Consider the following 18,718-nt stretch of genomic DNA (forward strand, 5'->3'; position numbering starts at 1 on the left):
GGAACCGATCATGCACTGTCGGTGAGGGGAAGGACTGGCATGACGGGGGTAAGCAAGCGGGTACTGACGGCCGTGGCCGTCAGCGCGGTACTGGGGAGCCTGCTGACGGCAACGCCGGCTTCGGCAGCGGAGTCCGTCGACTGGCAGCCGTGCGCCGACGCGCCCGGCGTCGACTGCGGCACGGTGACCGTGCCGCTCGACTGGGCGCACCCGGACCAGGGCACGGCGACCATCGCGCTCGCCCGGCGCAAGGCCACGAATCCCCAGGCCCGGATCGGCTCGGTCCTGATGGACCCAGGCGGCCCCGGCGGGTCGGGCACGGAGGAGGTCAAGGCGGGCTGGTCGCTCTCGGCCGCGATCACCGAGCGCTTCGACACCGTGGGCTTCGACCCGCGCGGCGTCGGCGCCAGCACCCGGATCAACTGCGGGCTCAGCGAGCTCATCGCCGACCACCCGCAGGTACCGCGCAACCAGGCCGAGTTCGAGCAGCTCGCGGAGTACAACCGGAAGCTCGGCGAGAGCTGCACCCGGATCACGGGCCCGCTGGCGCAGTTCGGCGACGCCAAGAGCGTCGCACGGGACATGGACGTCATCCGCGAAGCGCTCGGCGAGCGGAAGCTGACTTATTACGGCGTCTCCTACGGCACGCTGATGGGCCAGCAGTACGCGGAACTGTTCCCGGACAAGGTCCGTGCGCTCGTGCTGGACAGCAACATGGACCATTCGCAGTTCACCGCCTGGGAGTTCATCAAGAGCGAAACCCGGTCGCTGCAGGCGGGGTTCGGCGAGTTCGCCGCCTGGTGCGACCGGACGCCGAGCTGCGCGCTGCACGGGCGGGACGTCTCCGAGGTGACGCGTGACCTGCAGGACAAGGCCGCGCGCGGCGAGCTGACAGACCCGCGAAGCGGCGAGCCGGTCACGCCGCTGACGCTCGCCTCGATCATCCAGAGCAACTTCTACGGCCCGAGCTGGGATCGGCTCGCGTCGGTGCTCAAGTCCTTCGCGGACGGCACCGGCGCTTCGGCGCGGCTGCGTGCGGACATCCCGGTCAACTACGTCATCCCCAGCGTGTTCTGCGACGACTGGCGCCTGCCCGTGCACAACTTCGCCGAACTCGAGGCCTACCGCCGCGCGGCCGCGGTGCTCGCCCCGGACGTCAAGATCAACCCGCTGGGCTGGGCGTCGGTCACCGGCTGCATCGGCTGGCCGAACCGCACCAGCAACACGCAGCACCCGCTGCAGGTGCACGGCGCGCCCCCGCTGCTGATGCTGAGCAGCCGGCACGACCCGGCGACGCCGTACGCGTGGTCGCAGACGGCGGCCCGGCAGAGCGGAAGCACGCTGCTGACGTACGACGGCTGGGGCCACGGCGCGTACTTCAAGAAGAGCACGTGCGTGACCAAGGCGACCGACGATTATCTGATCACCGGGAAGCTCCCGGCTGCGGGCACGCACTGTCCCGCGGTCGAGCCGGGGTCGGCCAACGCGCTGCTCGCCGGCCCGAAACCGCCGTCGACGATCGGTTCCTGACGGATCCTTCGCGTGGCAGAATCACTTCTGCCACGCGAAGGGAGCCGGTCATGGGGTTCAGGCGTTTCCTCTTCGGCGGTGCGGTGGTGCTGGCCCTGACGTCACTGACCGCGGCACCGGCCTCGGCGACCGGCTACCACGGCCGCTACCTGGCACTGGGTGACTCCGTGGCGTTCGGCTACCGGCCGGCCGCGGTCACGCCGCGCACCGACTACCTCGACGCGGCCAACTTCCGCGGGTACGCGGAGAAGTACGCGGCACTTCGCAGCCTCCGGCTGGCGAACGCGTCGTGCCCCGGAGAGACGACGGCCAGCATGCTCACCCCCGGCGCGCAGAGCAACGGCTGCGAGAACTCGCTGGGGTCGCCGATCGGGTACCGGACGAATTTTCCGCTGCACGTGGCGTATCCGGGCACCCAGGTCGAGTACGCCGTGGCGTACCTGCGGGCCCACCCGGACACCCGGCTCGTGACGATCACCGTCGGCGCCAACGACATGTTCCTGTGCCAGAACACCACACCGGACCACTGCACCAGTTCGTTCCCGGCGGCTCTTCGCCAGGTGGAGACTCGGCTTTCGGCGGTTCTCGGTGCCTTGCGGGCGCACTACCGCGGGTCAATTGTCCTTGTGTCGTACTACTCTCTTGATTACCGGGACGCCACGCAGGTTTCGCAGGTTCGGGCTCTCGATTCGGCGTTGGGCCAGGTCGCCCGGCGGTATCGGGGTGCGGTCGCCGACGGGTTCACGGCATTTCGGTTGGCATCACTGGGTTCCGGCGGGGATCCGTGTGCTGCCGGCTTGCTGATCGCGTTGCCCGGCGGGGGCTGCGACGTTCACCCTTCGCCTGCCGGGCACCGGGTTCTGGCATCGGCGCTCGCTTTTGCCCACTGAGCACAGGCGCGAATCAGCGTCGGGCGATGCTCCTCGCGGCCGGGACCCCCTTACCTCGGCCTGCGCCGCCAAAGTCCGGTGACGACCGCGAGCGCACGAGACCTCGGCGACGGGACCCGCACCTCGGCCTCCGGGCCGATGCGGCGGCGCATCCGGTACGCCAGCTCGAGCACTTCCAGGTCCTCCGGGCGGCGTCGGCCGCGCACGTCCGGCCGCAGCATCAGCTCGCTCACCGTGACGGGTCTGCCAGTGGCACGGTGCGCCGGGCGCGCCATCAGAACCTCCGCTGCTCTCGCCGATCGAGGTCCCGATTCTATGAATTCGATTCGGGTTCGTCACCTTACTCGTGAGTTGTGTCCGGTGCGTGTCCCCTGCGCGTTAGCCTCGGTCCATGATCACCATTGGGGGCCTCACCGAAAACGACCGCGCGGCCTGGGAAAACCTGTTCGCCGGCTACAACACGTTCTACGGCAGAACCCTCGCGCCGGAACTCGTGGACCGGGCGTGGCGGGAGTTCGCGCGCGGCGAGCGGATGCACGCTCTCGGCGCGCGGGCCGACGGCGCGCTCGTCGGCATCGTCCACTTCTTCACGCACGTCAGCACCACTTCCGCCGACGTCTGCTACCTGCAAGACCTCTTCACCGACGCCGAGGCTCGCGGACAGGGCGTCGGGCGCGCACTCATCGAAGCCGTGGCCGACTGGGCACGGGCGCAGGGCTGCGTGCGTGTCTACTGGCACACCCAGACCTCGAACACGACTGCCCGGCGGCTCTACGACCAGGTCGCGCTCGACAAGGGCTTCATGCAGTACCAGATCCCGCTCGGCTCCTGACCTCAGCGGCGGTGCCGGCCTCCGCCACCACAGTGGTGCCGGCCCATGTCGGGGAAGCCGCCGGTGCGACGGGCTGCGACAGGGAAGCCCGCGGGGCGGCGGCCGCCCCAGATGGCCTGGCCGTCCGGGTTTCCCGTTCCCGGGCGGCCACGCGACCAGACCGGGATGTCCGGAATCTCGTGGCGCACCGGCGCCGCCTGCTCCGGCGGCTTCGGTTTCGCCTTCACCGACTCCTTCACCTTGTCGACGACTTTCACCGCGCGGGCCAGTTTTCCGCGCTGCACCGCCGGACTGACGGAATTCGATTCCGGGGCGTCGGCCGACTGGGCGATTCCCGCCGCCTGCGCGGGCGGCGCTACGGATTCCGGATCCGGCTGGGACGGTTGAGCCGGCTTGGCCGCGGGCACCACGACGTCCGCCGGCAGCGGCACCAGCGCCACCGCCGGGGGTTCCAGGCCGGCCGGCGTTCCGGCCCCGCCCGCGTTGTGCTGCGCCGGCATCGACACCGCCGCGCTGACCCCACCCGTCAGCGCCAGTGCCCCGGCGACCACGGACAACATGCGAAGCCGCGTCAGTGACCGCAGGACCTGCGGTTTCTCCCGGTGGCGCGCCCGCGGGAACACGACGGTGTCGTCGTCGCGGTACCGGTCGCGCGGGGCGTCGGACCGGCCCAGCAGCTCGGCGACGGTGACCTGCTCTCGGCGCGGAGCCCTACGTGCCATCAAACCCTCCACCTGGGCCGTCCGGACGGGCGGCAACGCGTCCGGACGGCCGATCATAGGAACGCTTCAAGTCCGTGTAAAGGCTTGTTCACCCGAGCCGGCCGCCACCGTCCACATGCAGCACCGAGCCGGTGACGAACGGGTTCGCCAGCAACAGCAACGTGGCCGCCGAAACGTCCGCGGGCCGGCCCACCCGGCCGGCCGGGATCGCTTCCGCGGTCCGGCGGAAGAACTCCGCCTTGGCCTCGCCGAGCCGGTCCCACGCTCCCGAATCGACGATGCCCGGAGAAATCGCGTTGACCCGGATCGGCGCCAGCTCCACGGCCAGCGCCTCGGCGAGGAATGCGACCGCGCCGTTCGTCGTCGCCATGACCGTCCGCTCCGGCGCCGGGCGCCACGCTGCGACGCCGGAGAACAGCACCATGGCGCCGCCGTCCCGGAACCGTGGCGCGAAGTGCTTCGCCAGCATCAGCGGACCGGTCACTTTGGCGTCGAAGGCCCGCCGTACCGCGTCTCGCTCCAGCGTCGCGACCGGCCCGTTCGCCGGCGCAGCGGCGAGCGAGACGACGAAGTCCATTTCGCCCACTTCGTGGGCAAGCGCTTTCAACGACGATTCTTCACCGAGATCCGCGAAAGCGGTCCGGACCCCCCGCCCCGCCAGTGCGGCCGGATTCCGGCCGGCCCGGATCACTTCCGCACCCGCCGCGGAGGCGTCCGATGCGATCTGCCGGGCGATACCCGCACCGCCACCCACGATGACCAGACGCTTTCCCTCGAACGACATTGCCATGCTCCTTTCGTCTCGCACACGGCGTTCAGCGCTCGAAGCCGCCACAACAATCCCGTCGCGATCCGAAGGTTTTCGATCGATGCGATAGAATTCGCTAATGCCTACGCTGCGCGCGCTGGAATGCCTGGTCGCGGTCCTCGACGCGGGCTCGATCACCGAAGCGGCCGCGCGGCTGCACCTGTCGCAGCCCGCCCTGTCGCACCAGATCGGTGCACTGGAACGCGAACTGGGGACGCCGGTGCTCGAACGGCTGCCCCGCGGGGTCCGGCCCACCGCGGCGGGACGGGCCGTCCTCGCCGACGCGCGGGCGGCGCTGGCCGCCGCCGAACGGGTGGTCCGGACCGGGCGCGCGGTGGCCGGCGGCGGTGAAGGCACGCTGCGGATCGCGTGCGCGGAGAGCATGACCGCCGGCCTGCTCGCCCCCGTACTGCGTGCCTGGCACCGGCACCGGCCGGAAGTGTTGATCACGCTGACCGAGACCACGAGCGCGGATGCACTGGTCGAGGCCCTGGAGACGGACGAAGCGGACGTCGCGGTCGGGCCGCGGCCGAGCCGCTGGACCGGGGCCGTCGAGGTAGTGGGGCGCGAGGAGATCGTCGTGGCGCTGGCCGCGGACCACCCGCTCGGCACCCGCGCGAGTGTCCCCATGACCGCCCTCACGGGCATTCCGGTGGTGCACTACCACCGCGACAATGGCCTCGGCGGGTGGCTCGACCAGGAGGCCGCACGGCGCGGCACGGTGCTGGAGGCGGTGATGCGGACCAAGCAGACGGCGACGGCGGCCCAGCTCGCCGCGGCGGGACTCGGCGTGGCACTGGTCCCGACCACCGCGCTCACCCGGACCTTCCCGGGCGCGTTGCGGCGGCTCAAGCCACCGCTGCACCGGGACGTCGTGACGTTCACCGCGACGCCGTCGGATTCGCTCGTCCGGCGGTTTTGTTCGGACGTGACCCATCGCGGGCTCACCGTGCCCGGTGTCCTGTCGGGCAAACTGTCCGCGGCACCCGGTTAAGCCCTGGTGAATCGGACAGATTTCCTACGAAGGTTTTGTGCCATCCAGACGAACTTCTCCCCCGAGGACAGATTTGGCTGTGTCATTCGCCAAACTTCGGTTCCATCGGATAGCTTGCTCCTACCGGTCAGTACCGGTGGGTGAGGCCGATCGAGTGAGGCGATCAGCGACAGATCGAGGGAAGCGGGGACGACCATGCCCAAGCACCGGCCACGTCGCAAGGGCGCGCGTTCGGTCCGGCGGACCGCCGCCGCGCTCGCGGGTGGGGCGCTCGTCGTGCTGCCCACGCTGACCACGGGCCTGCCCGCGCCCGTCGTCGTCGCCAATGCCGGGGACAGCCAGCCCGACCAGGCCGTCGCCGCTCCGTCGCCGCAGCAGCCGAACATCGTCATGCCGCCGATCGCGGTCGACGGCAGCCTGCCCCAGCCGCCGCTGCCCGAGCCGCTGGTCGTGCCGGGCGGGCGCGCCGGCTCCGCGGGCATCTCCGGTTCGCTCGGCATCCCGGGCAGCATGCTCAAGGCGTACAAGAACGCCGCCGACATCCTGGCCAAGGAGCAGCCCAACTGCCACCTCGACTGGGCGCTGATCGCCAGCATCGGCCGGATCGAGTCGAACCACGGCCGCGGCGGGTACGTCAACGCCCTCGGCGACACGCTGGAGCCGATCCTCGGCCCGGTGCTCAACGGTGCCGGCCCGTTCGCCGCGATCCGGGACACCGACGGCGGCAAGTACGACGGTGACGTCGTGTGGGACCGCGCGGTCGGCCCGATGCAGTTCATCCCGGGCACGTGGCGCGGCTACGCCTCCGACGGCAACGGCGACGGCGTGTCGAACCCGAACAACATCTACGACGAGGCGCTGGCCGCCGGGCGCTACCTGTGCTCGGGTGGTCTCGACCTGTCCACCGACGCCGGGCAGCGCATCGCCGTGCGCCGCTACAACAACTCGGCGTCCTACGTGAACACCGTGATGGCGTGGGCGGCGGCCTACCGCGCCGGAGTGGCCCAGCTGCCCGACAGCCAGGTGCCGATCGGCGCGCCCAACGCCCCGGACGCCGCCGCGGCCGGTGCCCCGGTCGGCCTCCCGGCCCCGCCTGCCCCGCCGGTGCCGCCGGTCACCCCGCCTCCGGGCACGACGCTGCCCGGCACGTCGACGACGCCCACCACGCCGACGTCCACGACTCCGACGTCGACCACGCCCACCTCGACCAGCCCGACGCCGACGACGCCGACGTCGACACCCACCACGCCGTCACCGACGCCGACGCCGACCAGCACCACTCCGCCGCCTTCGTCGACCGCCGCGGCCGGCTCGGAGAGCGCCCCCACCGAGACCACCTCGACCAGCCCGGCCGGGTGAGCCCGGTGGAGCCGTTCCTGGTGCACATCCGCTGCGACACCGACGGCTACACCCACGCCGTCACCGAGGACGAGTTCGCGGCGGGACGGCACGAAGGACGGTTCCGGGCGGTGTGCGGGCACGTCGTGCTGGCGGCGCCGATGATCGAGGAGCCCGGCCGGTTCGACCCGGTGTGCCGGGACATGCTCCGCGCCGGGGCCGCGCAGCCGGCCGAGGTGCCCCAGCAGGAGCGACGCCGGCTGCGGTGGCGCAGCCGGCGCTAGTCCACCAGGGCCTGGATGCCGTCGAGCATCCGGTCCAGGCCGAACTCGTACGCCGTGTCGCCCTGCGCCTTGGCGCTCTGGTCGAAGCCACCGCCGAGCCAGATGCGGTTCATCGCCGGGTGCGCGTCGACGACGAAGTAGTTCTCCCAGAACGACGAGCGCTGGTGCCACCACGCCTCGGTCGACTGGCCTGTACTGCGCTCCAGCCGGGCGTTCTCCGCGTCGAGCGCCGCGTTCGCGTCGACGTACGTGCCGATGCCGTTGGCCGCCGCGACCGCCTGCCGCGGCGGCAGGCCGAGCGCGTCCATGATCGACAGCAGGTACTCCTGGCCCGCCAGCTGGCCGGGGCCCAGCGGCGGCCGGACGCGTGAGACCTCGCACAGCCAGGGGTGATCGAGGTAGGCCTGCCGGGTGCGCTCGGCGTACAGCGCCACCTGCGCGCGCCAGTCCCCGTGCCGCGGCTCCCCCGGCCCGGGCAGCCGACGGCCGACGAGCACGTCGTCGACCATCAGGTCCACCAGCTCGGCCTTGCCGGGCACGTAGGTGTAGAGCGTCATCGTGCCGGCGCCGAGCTCCTTGGCGACGCGGTGCATCGACGCGGCGGCGAGCCCGTCGGCGTCCGCGACCGTGATCGCGGCGGCGACGATCTGCTCGATCGTCAGGGTGGGGCGGCGGCCCCTGGTCGGTTCGGCGGCGGCACCGCGGGCGCGCCAGAGCAGCGCGAGCGTCCGGTCGATGTCCTCGGCGCCACTGCGTTCGACGGTCATGCGGTCCCCTCGCTTGTCGTTCGGACATTACCCTGGAAGCAGACGGAGGGGGTGCGAGGAGATGAGCGGGCGCAAACCACCCAAGGTGTCCTTCCGCTGGTGGGTCGACCGGCAGATCGCCGAAGCCCGGGAGCGCGGCGAGTTCGACGACCTGCCCGGCACCGGCAAGCCGCTGCCGAAGCCCACCGGCAACGACGCGGCGACCGACTGGGTCCTTCGCGAAGTCCGGAAGGGCGGCCACGACACGAAGGCACTGCTGCCGCCGGCGCTCGCCCTCAAGCGCGAAGTCCAGGACCTGCCGGCGCGGCTCGCCGGAGAGCGGACCGAACGGCAGGTCCGGGACGTCGTCGAGGAGCTCAACACCCGGATCCGCCAGGCCTACCTCAACCACCACACCGGGCCGCCGCTCACGGTGGCGCTGGTGGACGTCGAAGAGGCCCTCGAAGACTGGCGGCGCTCACGAGCCGCGTCGTAGCAACGCGCGTTCCGTCGCGCTCCACGCGGTCGTGGTGAGCAGATAGATCCCCGCCGCCTGCGGCAGGACGAGCGTGGCGAGCACGGTGCCGTCGGGCAGCAGCCGCACCAGCTTCCCGCCCGGGACGCCGCCCGTGGCAGGCTGCAGGCGGACCGAGAACCACGCGACGACGGCGAGCCCGGCCGCGATCACGAACACGAGCGGGCCGCCGACGATCTTCGGGCGCCCAGCACGGCTCGCCCCGCACGACCCGCCCTCCCTGGGGGCTGCCCCCGCTTCCAGCGTATCGAGGCACCCCGACGGAAATCGGGGACCAGCCCTGCTGAAGCTCCGGTTGTCCACAGCCCCACCGAATTGTGGACAACCAGCCGGCGAGTCACCCGTCGAGTGTGGCGCGTGCGGCCGTGCTTCTCCTGCAGCGCACGGATTTCCGGCAGGAGGCGGTTCCGTTCGCCGCGGGCGGCTGACCGGGCGAGCGGGTGCAGCAGCAACCGCACCCCGGGGGTGAAGACGACGATGGCCAGCGGCGTCGAGAGCGGGCCGGTGAGGGCGTGGATCAGGTGGTACGCGCCTTCGACGGGCACGTCGAGAAAGCCGAACATGGGCAGCACTCCGCTTGAGTGAGAAGGGGTGGGGTGAGCGGAATGGCTGCGTCGAAGAGGCGCGCTGCGTGCTGCCGACGAGCAGCACGACCAGCAGACTGGCGGCGGCGAGGGAGGCGAAGGCGACCAGCGCGGTCGGGCTGACCAGCGCGGGGAATGCGAGTTCGAGCACCGTGTGCACGGCGTCCCCCTGCTTCCCCTCCAGCGTAGCAAAAACGCTAACAGCCCGATGGGCTGTAATCTGGTTCGATGAGAGGGCAACTGGTCGTCGTGCCGCTTCTGGCGGTGCTCCTGCTGTTCACCGTCCCCTGGTGGACGCTGGTGCTCGCGCCGGAGTGGGGTACCGCGGCGACGATCGCCGGCACGGCCTTGTTCGCGCTGGGACTCGTCACGATGCCGGTCGCCATGTTCCGCGGCCACTCCCGGCACCAGAGCGACGGTGCCGCCCGGCTCGGTGACTCGCTGCTCGCCGTCATCTGGGTGCTGTTCAGCTGGTCGATCCTGAGCCTGGTGCTGCGGGTCGCGCTGCTCGGCGTCGACGACCCGCTGCGGTCGCGGCTCGTCGCGGGCGTCACCGCGCTGGTCGCCGCCGGGTTGCTCGTGCACGGCAACCGCGTCGCCATGCGGGTGCCGCCGGTGAAGGCGGTCGACGTTGTCATCCCGCGGCTCGGGCCGGGGCTCGACGGCCTGCGCGTAGCCGTCCTCACCGACACCCACTTCGGGCCGATCGACCGGACGAAGTGGTCGGAACAGGTCGTCGCGGCGGTCAACGCGCTCGAGGCGGACGTCGTCTGCCACGCCGGTGACCTCGCCGACGGCGCGGTGGCCAAGCGCCGCAAGCAGGTCGACCCGCTCGGCGGCGTCCAGGCCGGGCTCGGGCGGTTCTACATCACCGGCAACCACGAGTACTTCGGCGAAGCCCAGGCGTGGCTCGACCACATGGACGGCCTCGGCTGGGACACGCTGCACAACCGCTCGACGCTGCTCGAGCGCGGCGGCGACCGGATCCTGTTCGCCGGCATCGACGACCCGACCGGCGCGGCGTCCGGCCTGCCCGGCCACGGCCCCGACCTGGCCGCGGCGCTGGCCGACCGGCCCGACGGCGTCCCGGTGGTCCTGCTCGCGCACCAGCCGAAGCAGGTGCGCGAGGCGCGCGAAGCGGGCGTCGAACTGCAGATCTCCGGGCACACGCACGGCGGGCAGATCTGGCCGTTCCACCTGCTGGTGCGGTTGGACCAGCCGACGCTGTCCGGGCTGACCCGGCACGGGCCGACCCAGCTGTACAACAGCCGCGGCACCGGGTTCTGGGGGCCGCCGTTCCGGATCTTCGCGCCCAGCGAGATCACGCTGCTGACCCTGCGTTCGGCCTGACGACCACCCCGGCTCGGCGGGGGCGGTACCTACCGACAAATTTTTTTGTCTTGACAGACGGATGCGTCGGAGGGACGCTGTCCGCATGACAACGACAATCTCCGCAGACGGCACCGAGATCGCCTACACCCGCGCCGGGTCCGGCCCCGCGCTCGTCCTCGTCGACGGCGCGATGTGCTACCGCGGCTCGTCCCCCAACGACGCGCTGGCGAAGGAGCTCGCCGCGCACTTCACCGTGTACACCTACGACCGCCGCGGCCGCGGCGAAAGCGGCGACACCGGGCCGTACGCGGTCGAGCGCGAGGTCGAGGACCTCGCCGCGATCGTCAAGGAGGCGGGCGGCGAGGTGTTCCTGTTCGGCATTTCGTCGGGCGTCGCACTGGCTCTCGAAGCGGCACCCAGCCTGCCGGTGCGCAAGCTGGCGCTGTACGAACCGCCGTTCGTCGTGGACGGCACCCGCCCCCGCGTCCCGGAGGGCTACGCGGCCCGGCTCGCCGAGGCGCTGACGGAAGGCAAGCGCGGCAAGGCGGTCAAGATGTTCATGACCGAAGGCGTCGGCCTGAGCGGGCTCATGGTGTCGGTGATGCGGATCATGCCGTTCTGGCCGAAGCTCAAGCGAGTGGCCCACACCCTCCCGTACGACACGGCGCTGGTGATCGACCACCAGACGGGCAACCCCCTGCCGGCGGCCTGGCCCGAGGTGAAGGTCCCGGCACTGGCGATCGACGGCGGCCGCAGCCCGGACTGGATGCGCAACGGCGTGGCATCGCTGGCGAAGGTGCTGCCGTCGGCGGAGTACCGGACGCTGCCGGGCCAGACCCACATCGTGAAGGCGCCCGCACTGGCACCGGTGTTGAAGGAGTTCTTCCTCGCTTAGACGGCAATCGTCCGGGAAGGGCGGAAGCGCCGGAGCTCGTCACAACTCCCTTGCCTGAACGATCACCGACCGGGCAGGGTGCAGGCGTGCCCACCCGCGCCCTGGTCTTCGACTTCGACGGCACGCTCGCCGACACCGAATCCGCCGTCCTGCGGTCGTGGCAGGAGGTCTTCCGCGAGCACGGCACGGAGCTGCCGATGGAGGCCTGGTACGCCGTCATCGGCACGCAGCACACCACGGCCGCCATGTTCGCCCTGCTCGCCGAGCACGCCCCCGGGATCGATCCGGAAGCCCTGCGGCCCAGGACGCGGGCCCACGTCCTGAAGCTCCTCGAAGACCTCGGCCCGCGCGATGGCGTCCGAAACTACCTCGAGACCGCCCAGCAGCACGGCCTCAAGCTGGCCGTCGCCTCCAGCTCGTCCGGGGCGTGGGTGAACCCGCACCTCGAACGGCTCGGCATCGACCACTACTTCGACGCCGTCCTCACCGGCGACCGGCACAAGGCCAAGCCCGACCCCGACCTCTACCTCGCCGCGCTCGACGCACTCGGAGCAGAAGCAACCGACGCCATCGCCTTCGAAGACACCCCGCACGGCGTCACCGCCGCCAAGGCCGCCGGGCTCACCTGCGTTGCCGTGCCGAACGCCATCACCGCGAGCCTCGACTTCGGGCAGGCCGACGTCGTGCTGCCGTCCTTCACGGCGAAGCCGCTCGAAGCCCTGCTCAGCCGCTGACCAGGGCCAGGAGCCGGTCCAGGAACGGCAGCTGGCCCTTCAGCAGTTTCTCCCGGGCAGCCTGCACCGAGAACCACTCGACCCGGTCCACCTCGGGGAACTCCCGCTGACGACCCGAGCGCGGTGGCCACTCCATGGTGAACGTCCCGGGCACCACCGCCACCGGGTCCAGGTCGGCCTCGACCGCCCACGCCGTGACGACCTTGCCGCCCGACTGCTTCACCTCACCCAGCGGGACGTACTCGCCGGCGGGCGCGGGCAGGCCCAGCTCCTCCTCGAACTCGCGCCGGGCCGCCTTCTCGGGCGGCTCGTCCGGGTCGAGCTCGCCCTTGGGCAGCGACCACGCGGCCGCGTCCTTCTTCGCCCAGAACGGCCCGCCCATGTGCCCGAGGAGCACCTCGACGTCGTCGCCGCGGCCTCGGTAGAGCAGGAGCCCGGCACTCTGTTTGCCCGCCATGGAGAAATTCTCCCAAGATTTTTCCGCGGAGGTGTCGAAACCCGCCGGGGCCCGATCGACGCGTTGGCAGAAGGCAAGGGAAACCCCAGGGAAGGAACCCACCATGACCGCCACCACCGTCCGCGACAGCCAGACCGCCACCCCGGCCAGGACCCAGGTCACCGGCCTCGTGGTCGGCGCGAGCCGGATCGTGATCTCGTTCCTGTTCGGCTGCCACGGCCTGCAGGGATTCGGCTTCTTCGGCGGGATCGACGGCCAGGGCGGCGGCGTCCCGTTCGGCTCGTTCCCCGGCTGGTGGGGCAGCGTGCTCGAGCTCGTGGGCGCGGTGCTGCTGCTCGTCGGGCTCGCCAGCCGGCCGGTCGCGATCCTGCTCTCCGGCGTGATGGCCTACGCCTACTTCACCGTGCACGCCCCGACGGGCCTGCTCCCGCTGCAGAACATGGGCGAGCCCGCCGCGGTCTACTCGTGGATCTTCCTGCTGTTCGCCGCGATCGGCCCGGGCCGCCTCGCGCTCGACAACCTCATCAAGCGACGCTGAGGCGCAAAGCGCGGTCCTGTGAACCTCATTCAGCCGTCGGCCGGCGCAAGGGCCACTACTTGCGGCGCGTTGCGGTCCGTAGCGCCGGCCTAACCAGAATGAGGTTCAATCAGTAGCCGCCCTGGGCGGCCGCGAGGTCGGACCGCGCCATCACGTGTTCCATCAGGCTGGTGAGGACCTGCTTCGTCGACTCGCGCTCGCGGGCGTCGCACAGCAGCAGCGGGACGTCCATGCCGACGTCGAGCGCCTGCCGGACCTCTTCCGTGCCGTAGCGGTACGCGCCGTCGAAGCAGTTCACGCCGACGACGAACGGCAGGTTGCGGCGCTCGAAGAAGTCCACCGCGGCGAAGCAGCTGTCGAGCCGCCGCGTGTCGGCCAGCACGACGGCGCCGAGCGCGCCTTCGGCCAGCTCGTCCCACATGAACCAGAACCGGTCCTGGCCCGGCGTACCGAACAGGTACAGGATCAGGTCGGGGTTGATCGTGATGCGGCCGAAGTCGAGCGCGACCGTCGTGGTGGTCTTCTGCTCGACGCCGGACAGGTCGTCGACACCCTCGGACGCGGTGGTGATGACCTCCTCGGTCCGCAGTGGCGGCACTTCGCTCACCGAACCGACCATCGTGGTCTTGCCGACCCCGAACCCGCCGGCGATGAGTACCTTGACCGCGGTCGCGGTCAGGTTCCGCCGGGGGTCAGAGTTTCCGGATGCCATCAAGAACCGCCTGCAATACGTGTCGGTTGGGGGTTTCCTGGACCGGTGCCGCGGTACGGAACAGCACCAGGTTCTGCTCGATGAGGTCGCTCAGCATCACCTTCACCACGGGCAGGGGCAGATCGACCCGGGCGGCCACCTCGGCCACCGAGACCGGCCGCTGGCACAGGGCGATGATGCGGGCGTACTCCGGTTCGAGCATGCCCGCTTCGTGCGCGGTGCGCAGCGCGACGACCAGCGTGATGAGGTCGAGCCCGAGCGTGTCCGACCGCGTGCGACCGCCCGTGACGGCGTAGGACCGGACCAGCGGGCCGGCCTCGTCGTCGAACCAGGCTTCGTGCCGTGCGCTCATGGCGCAGTGGGCTGCGCGCCGGCGGTCCGCGGGGCCGAGGTGAGGACCTGCCCGACCCGCTTCACCATCAGGTTCATCTCGTACGCGACCAGCCCCATGTCCGCGTCTTCACGGGCCAGCAGGGCGAGGCAGGCGCCCCGCCCGGCCGCGGTCACGAACAGGAACGCGTGGTCCATCTCGACCATCGTCTGACGGACGTTGCCACCGCCGAAGTGCCGCCCGGTGCCGCGGGCCAGGCTCTGGAACGCCGAAGCCACCGCGGACAGGTGTTCGGCGTCCTCCTCGGAAAGGTTGCCCGACCGCCCGATGAGCAGGCCGTCCGAGGACAGCACCACCGCCCGGTCCGCCCCGGCGACCCGCTTGACGAGGTCGTCCAGCAGCCAGTCGAGCTCGTGGGCGCCTGAGTTGACCATTACTCGCGCTCTCCGTACCTGTCGTCGTTCTCGGAAAACTCTTCGTCACGGGCCCGCCGGGTGCCCTGCTGGAAGGCGGACAGCCTGCTGCGGGCGGCTTCCGGCGAGTCCAGCCGGACCTCTTCGCGTTCCTGTGCGGGCTTATCTTCCCGCAGCTGGGGCACGAGGTTCTGCTGGCGTCGCCGTTGCGGCAGCGGCGGGCGGCCGGGGGCCTCCGGACGGCGCGGCTGCTGCGGACGGCTTTCGGGCGTCGCCGCGGCGCGCGGCTCCTGCGGCGGCCACACCGGCTGCTGCGCGGCCGGGCGGGCCGGGCGCGAGGTCCGGTTGGGCGACGCGGGCGGCCGGACCGCGGCCACCGGCTGGGCCTGGGTCGGCTGGCTCACCGGCTCCGACACGGCCCCGACCGGGACCGGCGTCGGCGCGGACGGCGGCTGCGCCGGGGTGCGGTCCGGGGTGGGCGGCGGGACGGTGACCGGCGGGACGGCCGCGGGCGGCACGGGGGCCGGCGGCGGGGTCACGACGGCGGGTGCCGTCGGCGGCGCGACGGGCGGGGCCGACGGCGCGGCGGGCTCGGTGCGGTGCCGCGGCGGGCGGCGCACCGGCCGCTTGAGCGGCGCGACCTCGTCGTTGGCCGTGGTCTCCGGCTCGACCGGGTTCGGCACGAGCTCCGGCTTCGGCGGGGTGATCGGCTGCTCCGGCTCGGACTCCGCCAGCGGGGCCAGCAGGTCGGTGCGCACCAGCACGATGGCCCGGGTGCCGCCGTAGGCCGACTCCCGCAGGTGCACCTGGATGCCGTGGCGGGCGGCCAGCCGCGCGACCACGAACAGGCCGAGGCGCGGCTCGTCCGACAGCGCCATGATCCCGAAGTCCGGCGGGTCGGCCAGCATCGCGTTGATCTCTTCGGTCTGGTCCGGCTCGAGCCCGAGCCCCTGGTCCTCGACCTCGATCACGACACCCTTGCCGACCACGTTGCCGCGGATCTCGACCCGCGACTGCGGCGGCGAGAACGACGTCGCGTTGTCGATCAGCTCGGCGAGCAGGTGCACGAGGTCGCCGACGACCGGTCCGCGGATGGCGATCTGCGGCAGCACCGCCGTCTTGACGCGCGCGAAGTCCTCGGTCTCGGCGGACGCGCCGCGGACCAGCTCGGCCAGCCCGACCGGGTTGCGCCACTGCCGGCCCGGCTGCCCGCCGCCGAGGATGATCAGGTTCTCGGCGTTGCGGCGGGCGCGGGTGGAGAGGTGGTCGAGCTGGAACAGCGTGTCCAGCTGGTCCGGGTCCTCCTGCTTGCGCTCGGCCTGGTCGAGCACCTTGAGCTGGCGGTGCACGATGACCTGGCTGCGGTGGGCGATGTTGAGGAACACCGTCTTGGTGCCCTCCTTGGTCTTCGCCTCGTCGATGGCGGCCGCGATGGCGGTCTGCTGCGCCTTGTTGAACGCGTCGGCGACCTGGCCGATCTCGTCGGTGCCGTGGTCGAGGAAGTGCCCGCCCTCTTCGAGGTCGACGGGCTCGCCCGCCTGGACCCGCGCGACCAGCTCCGGCAGCCGGACCTCGGCCGCGTCGAGGGTGTCCTCGCGCAGCCGGTGCAGGCGGCCGATGAGCCGGTTCGACAGCCGGACGGCGACGAAGACCACGAAGACCGCGAACAGGACCGCGATCACGCCGGCGATCAGCGACTGCGTGAACGTGGTGTCGGCGTCGTCGATCGCTTGCTGGCTGAAGTTCGAGTGCTGAGCCACGAAGATGTTCATCAGCGCGCCGCCGACCTGGCCGGCGGCGGTCCGCCACTGGTCCTGCGGCACGGGCAGCTTCGTCAGGTCGCCGCGGGCGAACGCGGACTCGACCTGGTTCACCGTCTGCCAGGCCTGGCTGCCCATCAGCTGGTCGAACTTCGCCTTCACCGCGGGAACGAGTTTCGACGCCGACTGGGCCAGCTGTACGTGGTAGGCACCCACCTGGGCGGTGTAGGCGCGGAAGTCGTCGTTCGAGAGCCCGCCCGCGACCAGCCCGGCGGCGGCAAGCGCGTCACTGCGCTGCATCGCGTCCGCGGCGGTGAACAACGGGATGGAGTTGAGCCGGTCGAACGCGTTCTGCGCACCGTTCGTGTTCTGGGTCAGCCCGGCGACGCCGTCGGTGAACTGGTCCAGCATCTGGTTGTAGTAGCCGAACGCCTGGCCGATCTGCATCTGGCCGCTGTCGACCGCCTGGCGGGTCTGCGGCAGCTGCTGGAACAGCCCGAAGAACGTGACGATGTTCTTCTGGACGCTCGCCGGGGTGTCCGAGCGGTCCGCGAAGTCGTTCTTGAGGAAGTCGAGCACCTTCGCCGCCGTGGCGTCGGTGTTCGGCCGGACCTTGGCGAGCACCGCGCGCTGCGAACCCTGGCCCGCCAGGAGCGCCAGGCTGGCCTGCCGCTCGGCCTGCAGAGCGGCGAAGAAGGGGATCGCGGGAGCTTCCGCGTTCCGCAGCCGCGTCGTGTAGTCGCGCGCCGTGACGGCGGTGTAGATGAGGTAGCCCGCGAGCGCCACACCGACCATCAGCAGAGCCATACTGGGGATGAGCGCGATCGTGAGCACGCGCTTCCGAATCGAGGATCCCCGGTTGCGTCGAAGAGAAATCTGCTTCACCTGGGTCCGTTTTCCTTCCGGCAGTACATGGTTTCGGGTCGCCCGAGGCGGTCAACACCCGGATTCCGACCAGCCGGATCAACATCACCGTGGTCTGCTTCGCCCGCGACGACGTTAGGCAGCCCTCCAGGGCGCGTCAAGTCCGTGGCAATAACGTGATCTTGGAACGGTGACCGCTCAACACTCGCTGCCTGCGCTTGGAAAGTCCACCACCGTAAGTCGTGACGTTCGTCGCACGGCGGGTTTCGTTCCACGCACGTATGTGAGTAACGGAAGCGCTCCCGGACCCTCGGCGCGTCGCGGCCGGCGCCCACTACGTACGACAGCGCCGAATCGTTCGGTGACGAACATCACGGACCTCCGCTCGCCCCGCCGCGGCCGCTCTTCGTCCGGAGTAGACACCCCCGGGAAAGCGGAATGGGCAGGATTCGCGGACGCGGCCGCGGATTCACCGGAGACCGAGCGAGAATTCCCGTTATTCCGCATGCGCAGCCGGACGATCACGCTGCGGCGGCCCCGGTACCGGTTCCGCGGCGCCGACGGGCCCGGTCAGCCCGGGAACTCGTCGGCGAGGGTGTTCCAGAAGAGCAGTTCGTAGCTCTGGAACAGCCGCGCGCAGCGGTGCGCTTCGCGTTCGTCGAGCCGGTGCGCGTCGAGACCGGCCTGGATCGCCGCGAGCGCTTGTTCCTCTATTTCCGGGACGTCCGCGGCGAAGAAGTCGAAGAACGCGCACTGGGTGCCGGTGAACCCGTAGTGCTCGCGCATCCCGGCGGCGACGTCCCGGCAGTACCGGCCGAAGGCGGCGAAGTTGGCGAAGATCCCCGCCGCGGTCGCCGACGACTCGCCGTTGAGCGCGAGCCAGGCGACGTAGGCCGGGTACGCCTGGCAGCCCGCGCGCGGCAGGTCCTTCCCATGGTCCGGACCAGTCGCCGCGAGCAGGGCGTCCAGCATCCCGTTCGCCTGCAGCTCGCCCGGCGCGAGCCCGCCGAAGAAGGTGCGCGCGTGCGGTTCGTCGGCCCGGGCCGCCAGCGCGTGGAAGCTCCGCCAGTCGCTGAGGGTGATCAGCTTCTCCTCCGCGGCGAGCGCGGCGAACACCGCCCGCGGCGCCCGGCCGGCGGTGATCAGCGGGACGAGCCGGTTGTCGCCGTCGCGCGGCGCGAGTTCGTCCTGGATCTCGTCGAGCAGCTTGCGCGCCGACCGCGTCATCGGTCCCCCCAAGGTGTCCGTGGTCCTCCCATTGAAGCGCGGTTCCCCCGGCGACGCCCGTGTACACAGTGGACAGTCGTGGGGACCTGACCGCTTTGTCCGGTTCGACGGCGACGCTTGACGTGGCCGCGATTCTCTATCCACCTGCGCCGGGAGCCCCTACAGTGTGGCCATCCGGAGCTCCGAGGAGGC

General features: G+C 71.2%; 23 protein-coding genes. 11 read left to right on the forward strand and 12 right to left on the reverse strand.

Annotated elements, in window-relative coordinates; translation table 11 throughout:
- Positions 1–39: 39 nt before the first annotated feature.
- Entirely contained in the window at positions 40–1,530 is a 1,491-nt protein-coding gene (locus BLW76_RS40155) for an alpha/beta hydrolase (RefSeq protein ID WP_091317254.1), read from the forward strand.
- Positions 1,531–1,580: 50 nt separating this feature from the next.
- On the forward strand, positions 1,581–2,420 hold the full coding sequence (locus tag BLW76_RS40160; protein WP_091317255.1) for an SGNH/GDSL hydrolase family protein: 840 nt from the start codon (positions 1,581–1,583) through the stop codon (positions 2,418–2,420).
- Positions 2,421–2,470: 50 nt separating this feature from the next.
- Here the strand turns inward: BLW76_RS40160 and BLW76_RS40165 are convergent, their stop codons facing one another.
- Positions 2,471–2,653: a hypothetical protein gene (locus BLW76_RS40165; protein ID WP_143060776.1), complete on the reverse strand. Its 183-nt coding sequence runs from the start codon at positions 2,651–2,653 to the stop codon at positions 2,471–2,473.
- Positions 2,654–2,811: 158 nt separating this feature from the next.
- Here BLW76_RS40165 and BLW76_RS40170 point away from each other — a divergent pair, with 158 nt between their 5' ends.
- Entirely contained in the window at positions 2,812–3,252 is a 441-nt protein-coding gene (locus BLW76_RS40170) for a GNAT family N-acetyltransferase (RefSeq protein WP_091317258.1), read from the forward strand.
- A gap of 2 nt (positions 3,253–3,254) precedes the next feature.
- On the opposite strand, the gene BLW76_RS40175 is transcribed toward BLW76_RS40170, so the two are convergent.
- Both BLW76_RS40175 and BLW76_RS40180 read right to left on the reverse strand, forming a co-directional pair.
- Entirely contained in the window at positions 3,255–3,974 is a 720-nt protein-coding gene (locus BLW76_RS40175; protein ID WP_244170542.1) for a hypothetical protein, read from the reverse strand.
- 88 nt (positions 3,975–4,062) lie between these two features.
- Positions 4,063–4,809 carry an SDR family oxidoreductase gene (locus BLW76_RS40180; RefSeq protein ID WP_244170543.1) on the reverse strand — a complete coding sequence of 249 codons (747 nt, stop codon included), beginning with the start codon at positions 4,807–4,809 and terminating at the stop codon, positions 4,063–4,065.
- A gap of 52 nt (positions 4,810–4,861) precedes the next feature.
- On the opposite strand from BLW76_RS40180, the gene BLW76_RS40185 reads away from it, so the two are divergent.
- The 3 genes from BLW76_RS40185 to BLW76_RS40195 all read left to right on the forward strand — a co-directional run bounded on the left by BLW76_RS40185 (position 4,862) and on the right by BLW76_RS40195 (position 7,398).
- Complete coding sequence (locus tag BLW76_RS40185) at positions 4,862–5,776, forward strand: LysR family transcriptional regulator (protein WP_091317263.1); 915 nt, start codon at positions 4,862–4,864, stop codon at positions 5,774–5,776.
- A gap of 195 nt (positions 5,777–5,971) precedes the next feature.
- Positions 5,972–7,135 (forward strand): lytic transglycosylase domain-containing protein, encoded by a 1,164-nt coding sequence (locus tag BLW76_RS40190; RefSeq protein ID WP_091317265.1) that lies wholly within the window; start codon positions 5,972–5,974, stop codon positions 7,133–7,135.
- Entirely contained in the window at positions 7,132–7,398 is a 267-nt protein-coding gene (locus BLW76_RS40195; protein WP_244170544.1) for a hypothetical protein, read from the forward strand. The genes BLW76_RS40190 and BLW76_RS40195 overlap by 4 nt, the downstream gene beginning before the upstream one ends.
- Here the strand turns inward: BLW76_RS40195 and BLW76_RS40200 are convergent.
- On the reverse strand, positions 7,395–8,165 hold the full coding sequence (locus BLW76_RS40200; protein ID WP_091317267.1) for a TetR/AcrR family transcriptional regulator: 771 nt from the start codon (positions 8,163–8,165) through the stop codon (positions 7,395–7,397). The two genes, BLW76_RS40195 and BLW76_RS40200, sit on opposite strands and share 4 nt — an antisense overlap.
- A gap of 61 nt (positions 8,166–8,226) precedes the next feature.
- Here BLW76_RS40200 and BLW76_RS40205 point away from each other — a divergent pair, with 61 nt between their 5' ends.
- Entirely contained in the window at positions 8,227–8,640 is a 414-nt protein-coding gene (locus BLW76_RS40205) for a DnaJ family domain-containing protein (RefSeq protein WP_091317268.1), read from the forward strand.
- On the opposite strand, the gene BLW76_RS40210 is transcribed toward BLW76_RS40205, so the two are convergent.
- Positions 8,623–8,838 (reverse strand): hypothetical protein, encoded by a 216-nt coding sequence (locus BLW76_RS40210; RefSeq protein ID WP_244170545.1) that lies wholly within the window; start codon positions 8,836–8,838, stop codon positions 8,623–8,625. The genes BLW76_RS40205 and BLW76_RS40210 overlap by 18 nt on opposite strands.
- A complete protein-coding gene (locus BLW76_RS50210; RefSeq protein ID WP_244170546.1) occupies positions 8,829–9,242 on the reverse strand; it encodes a YidC/Oxa1 family membrane protein insertase in 414 nt (137 codons plus the stop codon). Before BLW76_RS50210 ends, BLW76_RS40210 begins: the two co-directional genes overlap by 10 nt.
- A 249-nt stretch (positions 9,243–9,491) precedes the next feature.
- On the opposite strand from BLW76_RS50210, the gene BLW76_RS40225 reads away from it, so the two are divergent.
- From BLW76_RS40225 to BLW76_RS40235, 3 genes are all read left to right on the forward strand, one after another.
- Complete coding sequence (locus BLW76_RS40225; protein WP_244170547.1) at positions 9,492–10,613, forward strand: metallophosphoesterase; 1,122 nt, start codon at positions 9,492–9,494, stop codon at positions 10,611–10,613.
- A gap of 85 nt (positions 10,614–10,698) precedes the next feature.
- Positions 10,699–11,490, forward strand: coding sequence for an alpha/beta fold hydrolase (locus BLW76_RS40230; protein WP_091317271.1), 792 nt, complete (start codon positions 10,699–10,701; stop codon positions 11,488–11,490).
- An 86-nt stretch (positions 11,491–11,576) separates the two neighbouring features.
- Positions 11,577–12,224 carry an HAD family hydrolase gene (locus tag BLW76_RS40235; protein WP_091317273.1) on the forward strand — a complete coding sequence of 216 codons (648 nt, stop codon included), beginning with the start codon at positions 11,577–11,579 and terminating at the stop codon, positions 12,222–12,224.
- Here BLW76_RS40235 and BLW76_RS40240 read toward each other — a convergent pair.
- A complete protein-coding gene (locus BLW76_RS40240; RefSeq protein ID WP_091317275.1) occupies positions 12,214–12,681 on the reverse strand; it encodes an NUDIX hydrolase in 468 nt (155 codons plus the stop codon). The two genes, BLW76_RS40235 and BLW76_RS40240, sit on opposite strands and share 11 nt — an antisense overlap.
- Before the next feature lie 103 nt (positions 12,682–12,784).
- Between BLW76_RS40240 and BLW76_RS40245 the strand changes: the two genes are divergently transcribed.
- On the forward strand, positions 12,785–13,219 hold the full coding sequence (locus BLW76_RS40245; RefSeq protein ID WP_091317277.1) for a DoxX family protein: 435 nt from the start codon (positions 12,785–12,787) through the stop codon (positions 13,217–13,219).
- A gap of 109 nt (positions 13,220–13,328) precedes the next feature.
- Here the strand turns inward: BLW76_RS40245 and BLW76_RS40250 are convergent, their stop codons facing one another.
- The 5 genes from BLW76_RS40250 to BLW76_RS40270 form a co-directional block, all read right to left on the reverse strand.
- Positions 13,329–13,931 (reverse strand): GTP-binding protein, encoded by a 603-nt coding sequence (locus BLW76_RS40250; protein ID WP_004561734.1) that lies wholly within the window; start codon positions 13,929–13,931, stop codon positions 13,329–13,331.
- Entirely contained in the window at positions 13,912–14,283 is a 372-nt protein-coding gene (locus BLW76_RS40255) for a DUF742 domain-containing protein (protein WP_004561733.1), read from the reverse strand. Before BLW76_RS40255 ends, BLW76_RS40250 begins: the two co-directional genes overlap by 20 nt.
- Complete coding sequence (locus BLW76_RS40260) at positions 14,280–14,696, reverse strand: roadblock/LC7 domain-containing protein (protein WP_043776694.1); 417 nt, start codon at positions 14,694–14,696, stop codon at positions 14,280–14,282. The genes BLW76_RS40255 and BLW76_RS40260 overlap by 4 nt, the downstream gene beginning before the upstream one ends.
- On the reverse strand, positions 14,696–17,269 hold the full coding sequence (locus BLW76_RS40265) for a sensor histidine kinase (RefSeq protein ID WP_091317279.1): 2,574 nt from the start codon (positions 17,267–17,269) through the stop codon (positions 14,696–14,698). The genes BLW76_RS40260 and BLW76_RS40265 overlap by 1 nt, the downstream gene beginning before the upstream one ends.
- A gap of 600 nt (positions 17,270–17,869) precedes the next feature.
- Complete coding sequence (locus BLW76_RS40270) at positions 17,870–18,526, reverse strand: transcriptional regulator (protein WP_091317281.1); 657 nt, start codon at positions 18,524–18,526, stop codon at positions 17,870–17,872.
- Positions 18,527–18,718: the final 192 nt, after the last annotated feature.

The sequence above is a fragment of the Amycolatopsis tolypomycina genome, from assembly GCF_900105945.1.
In the GTDB taxonomy this organism is placed as follows: Bacteria; Actinomycetota; Actinomycetes; order Mycobacteriales; family Pseudonocardiaceae; genus Amycolatopsis; species Amycolatopsis tolypomycina.

Excerpts from the sequence above, each read along its gene's own strand:
- BLW76_RS40155 (WP_091317254.1), top strand. The coding sequence starts at position 40 with ATGACGGGGGTAAGCAAGCGGGTACTGACGGCCGTGGCCGTCAGCGCG.
- BLW76_RS40160 (WP_091317255.1), top strand. The coding sequence starts at position 1,581 with ATGGGGTTCAGGCGTTTCCTCTTCGGCGGTGCGGTGGTGCTGGCCCTG.
- BLW76_RS40170 (WP_091317258.1), top strand. The coding sequence starts at position 2,812 with ATGATCACCATTGGGGGCCTCACCGAAAACGACCGCGCGGCCTGGGAA.
- BLW76_RS40175 (WP_244170542.1), bottom strand. The coding sequence starts at position 3,974 with ATGGCACGTAGGGCTCCGCGCCGAGAGCAGGTCACCGTCGCCGAGCTG.
- BLW76_RS40185 (WP_091317263.1), top strand. The coding sequence starts at position 4,862 with ATGCCTACGCTGCGCGCGCTGGAATGCCTGGTCGCGGTCCTCGACGCG.
- BLW76_RS40190 (WP_091317265.1), top strand. The coding sequence starts at position 5,972 with ATGCCCAAGCACCGGCCACGTCGCAAGGGCGCGCGTTCGGTCCGGCGG.
- BLW76_RS40200 (WP_091317267.1), bottom strand. The coding sequence starts at position 8,165 with ATGACCGTCGAACGCAGTGGCGCCGAGGACATCGACCGGACGCTCGCG.
- BLW76_RS40205 (WP_091317268.1), top strand. The coding sequence starts at position 8,227 with ATGAGCGGGCGCAAACCACCCAAGGTGTCCTTCCGCTGGTGGGTCGAC.
- BLW76_RS50210 (WP_244170546.1), bottom strand. The coding sequence starts at position 9,242 with ATGTTCGGCTTTCTCGACGTGCCCGTCGAAGGCGCGTACCACCTGATC.
- BLW76_RS40225 (WP_244170547.1), top strand. The coding sequence starts at position 9,492 with ATGAGAGGGCAACTGGTCGTCGTGCCGCTTCTGGCGGTGCTCCTGCTG.
- BLW76_RS40230 (WP_091317271.1), top strand. The coding sequence starts at position 10,699 with ATGACAACGACAATCTCCGCAGACGGCACCGAGATCGCCTACACCCGC.
- BLW76_RS40240 (WP_091317275.1), bottom strand. The coding sequence starts at position 12,681 with ATGGCGGGCAAACAGAGTGCCGGGCTCCTGCTCTACCGAGGCCGCGGC.
- BLW76_RS40245 (WP_091317277.1), top strand. The coding sequence starts at position 12,785 with ATGACCGCCACCACCGTCCGCGACAGCCAGACCGCCACCCCGGCCAGG.
- BLW76_RS40250 (WP_004561734.1), bottom strand. The coding sequence starts at position 13,931 with ATGGCATCCGGAAACTCTGACCCCCGGCGGAACCTGACCGCGACCGCG.
- BLW76_RS40255 (WP_004561733.1), bottom strand. The coding sequence starts at position 14,283 with ATGAGCGCACGGCACGAAGCCTGGTTCGACGACGAGGCCGGCCCGCTG.
- BLW76_RS40260 (WP_043776694.1), bottom strand. The coding sequence starts at position 14,696 with ATGGTCAACTCAGGCGCCCACGAGCTCGACTGGCTGCTGGACGACCTC.
- BLW76_RS40270 (WP_091317281.1), bottom strand. The coding sequence starts at position 18,526 with ATGACGCGGTCGGCGCGCAAGCTGCTCGACGAGATCCAGGACGAACTC.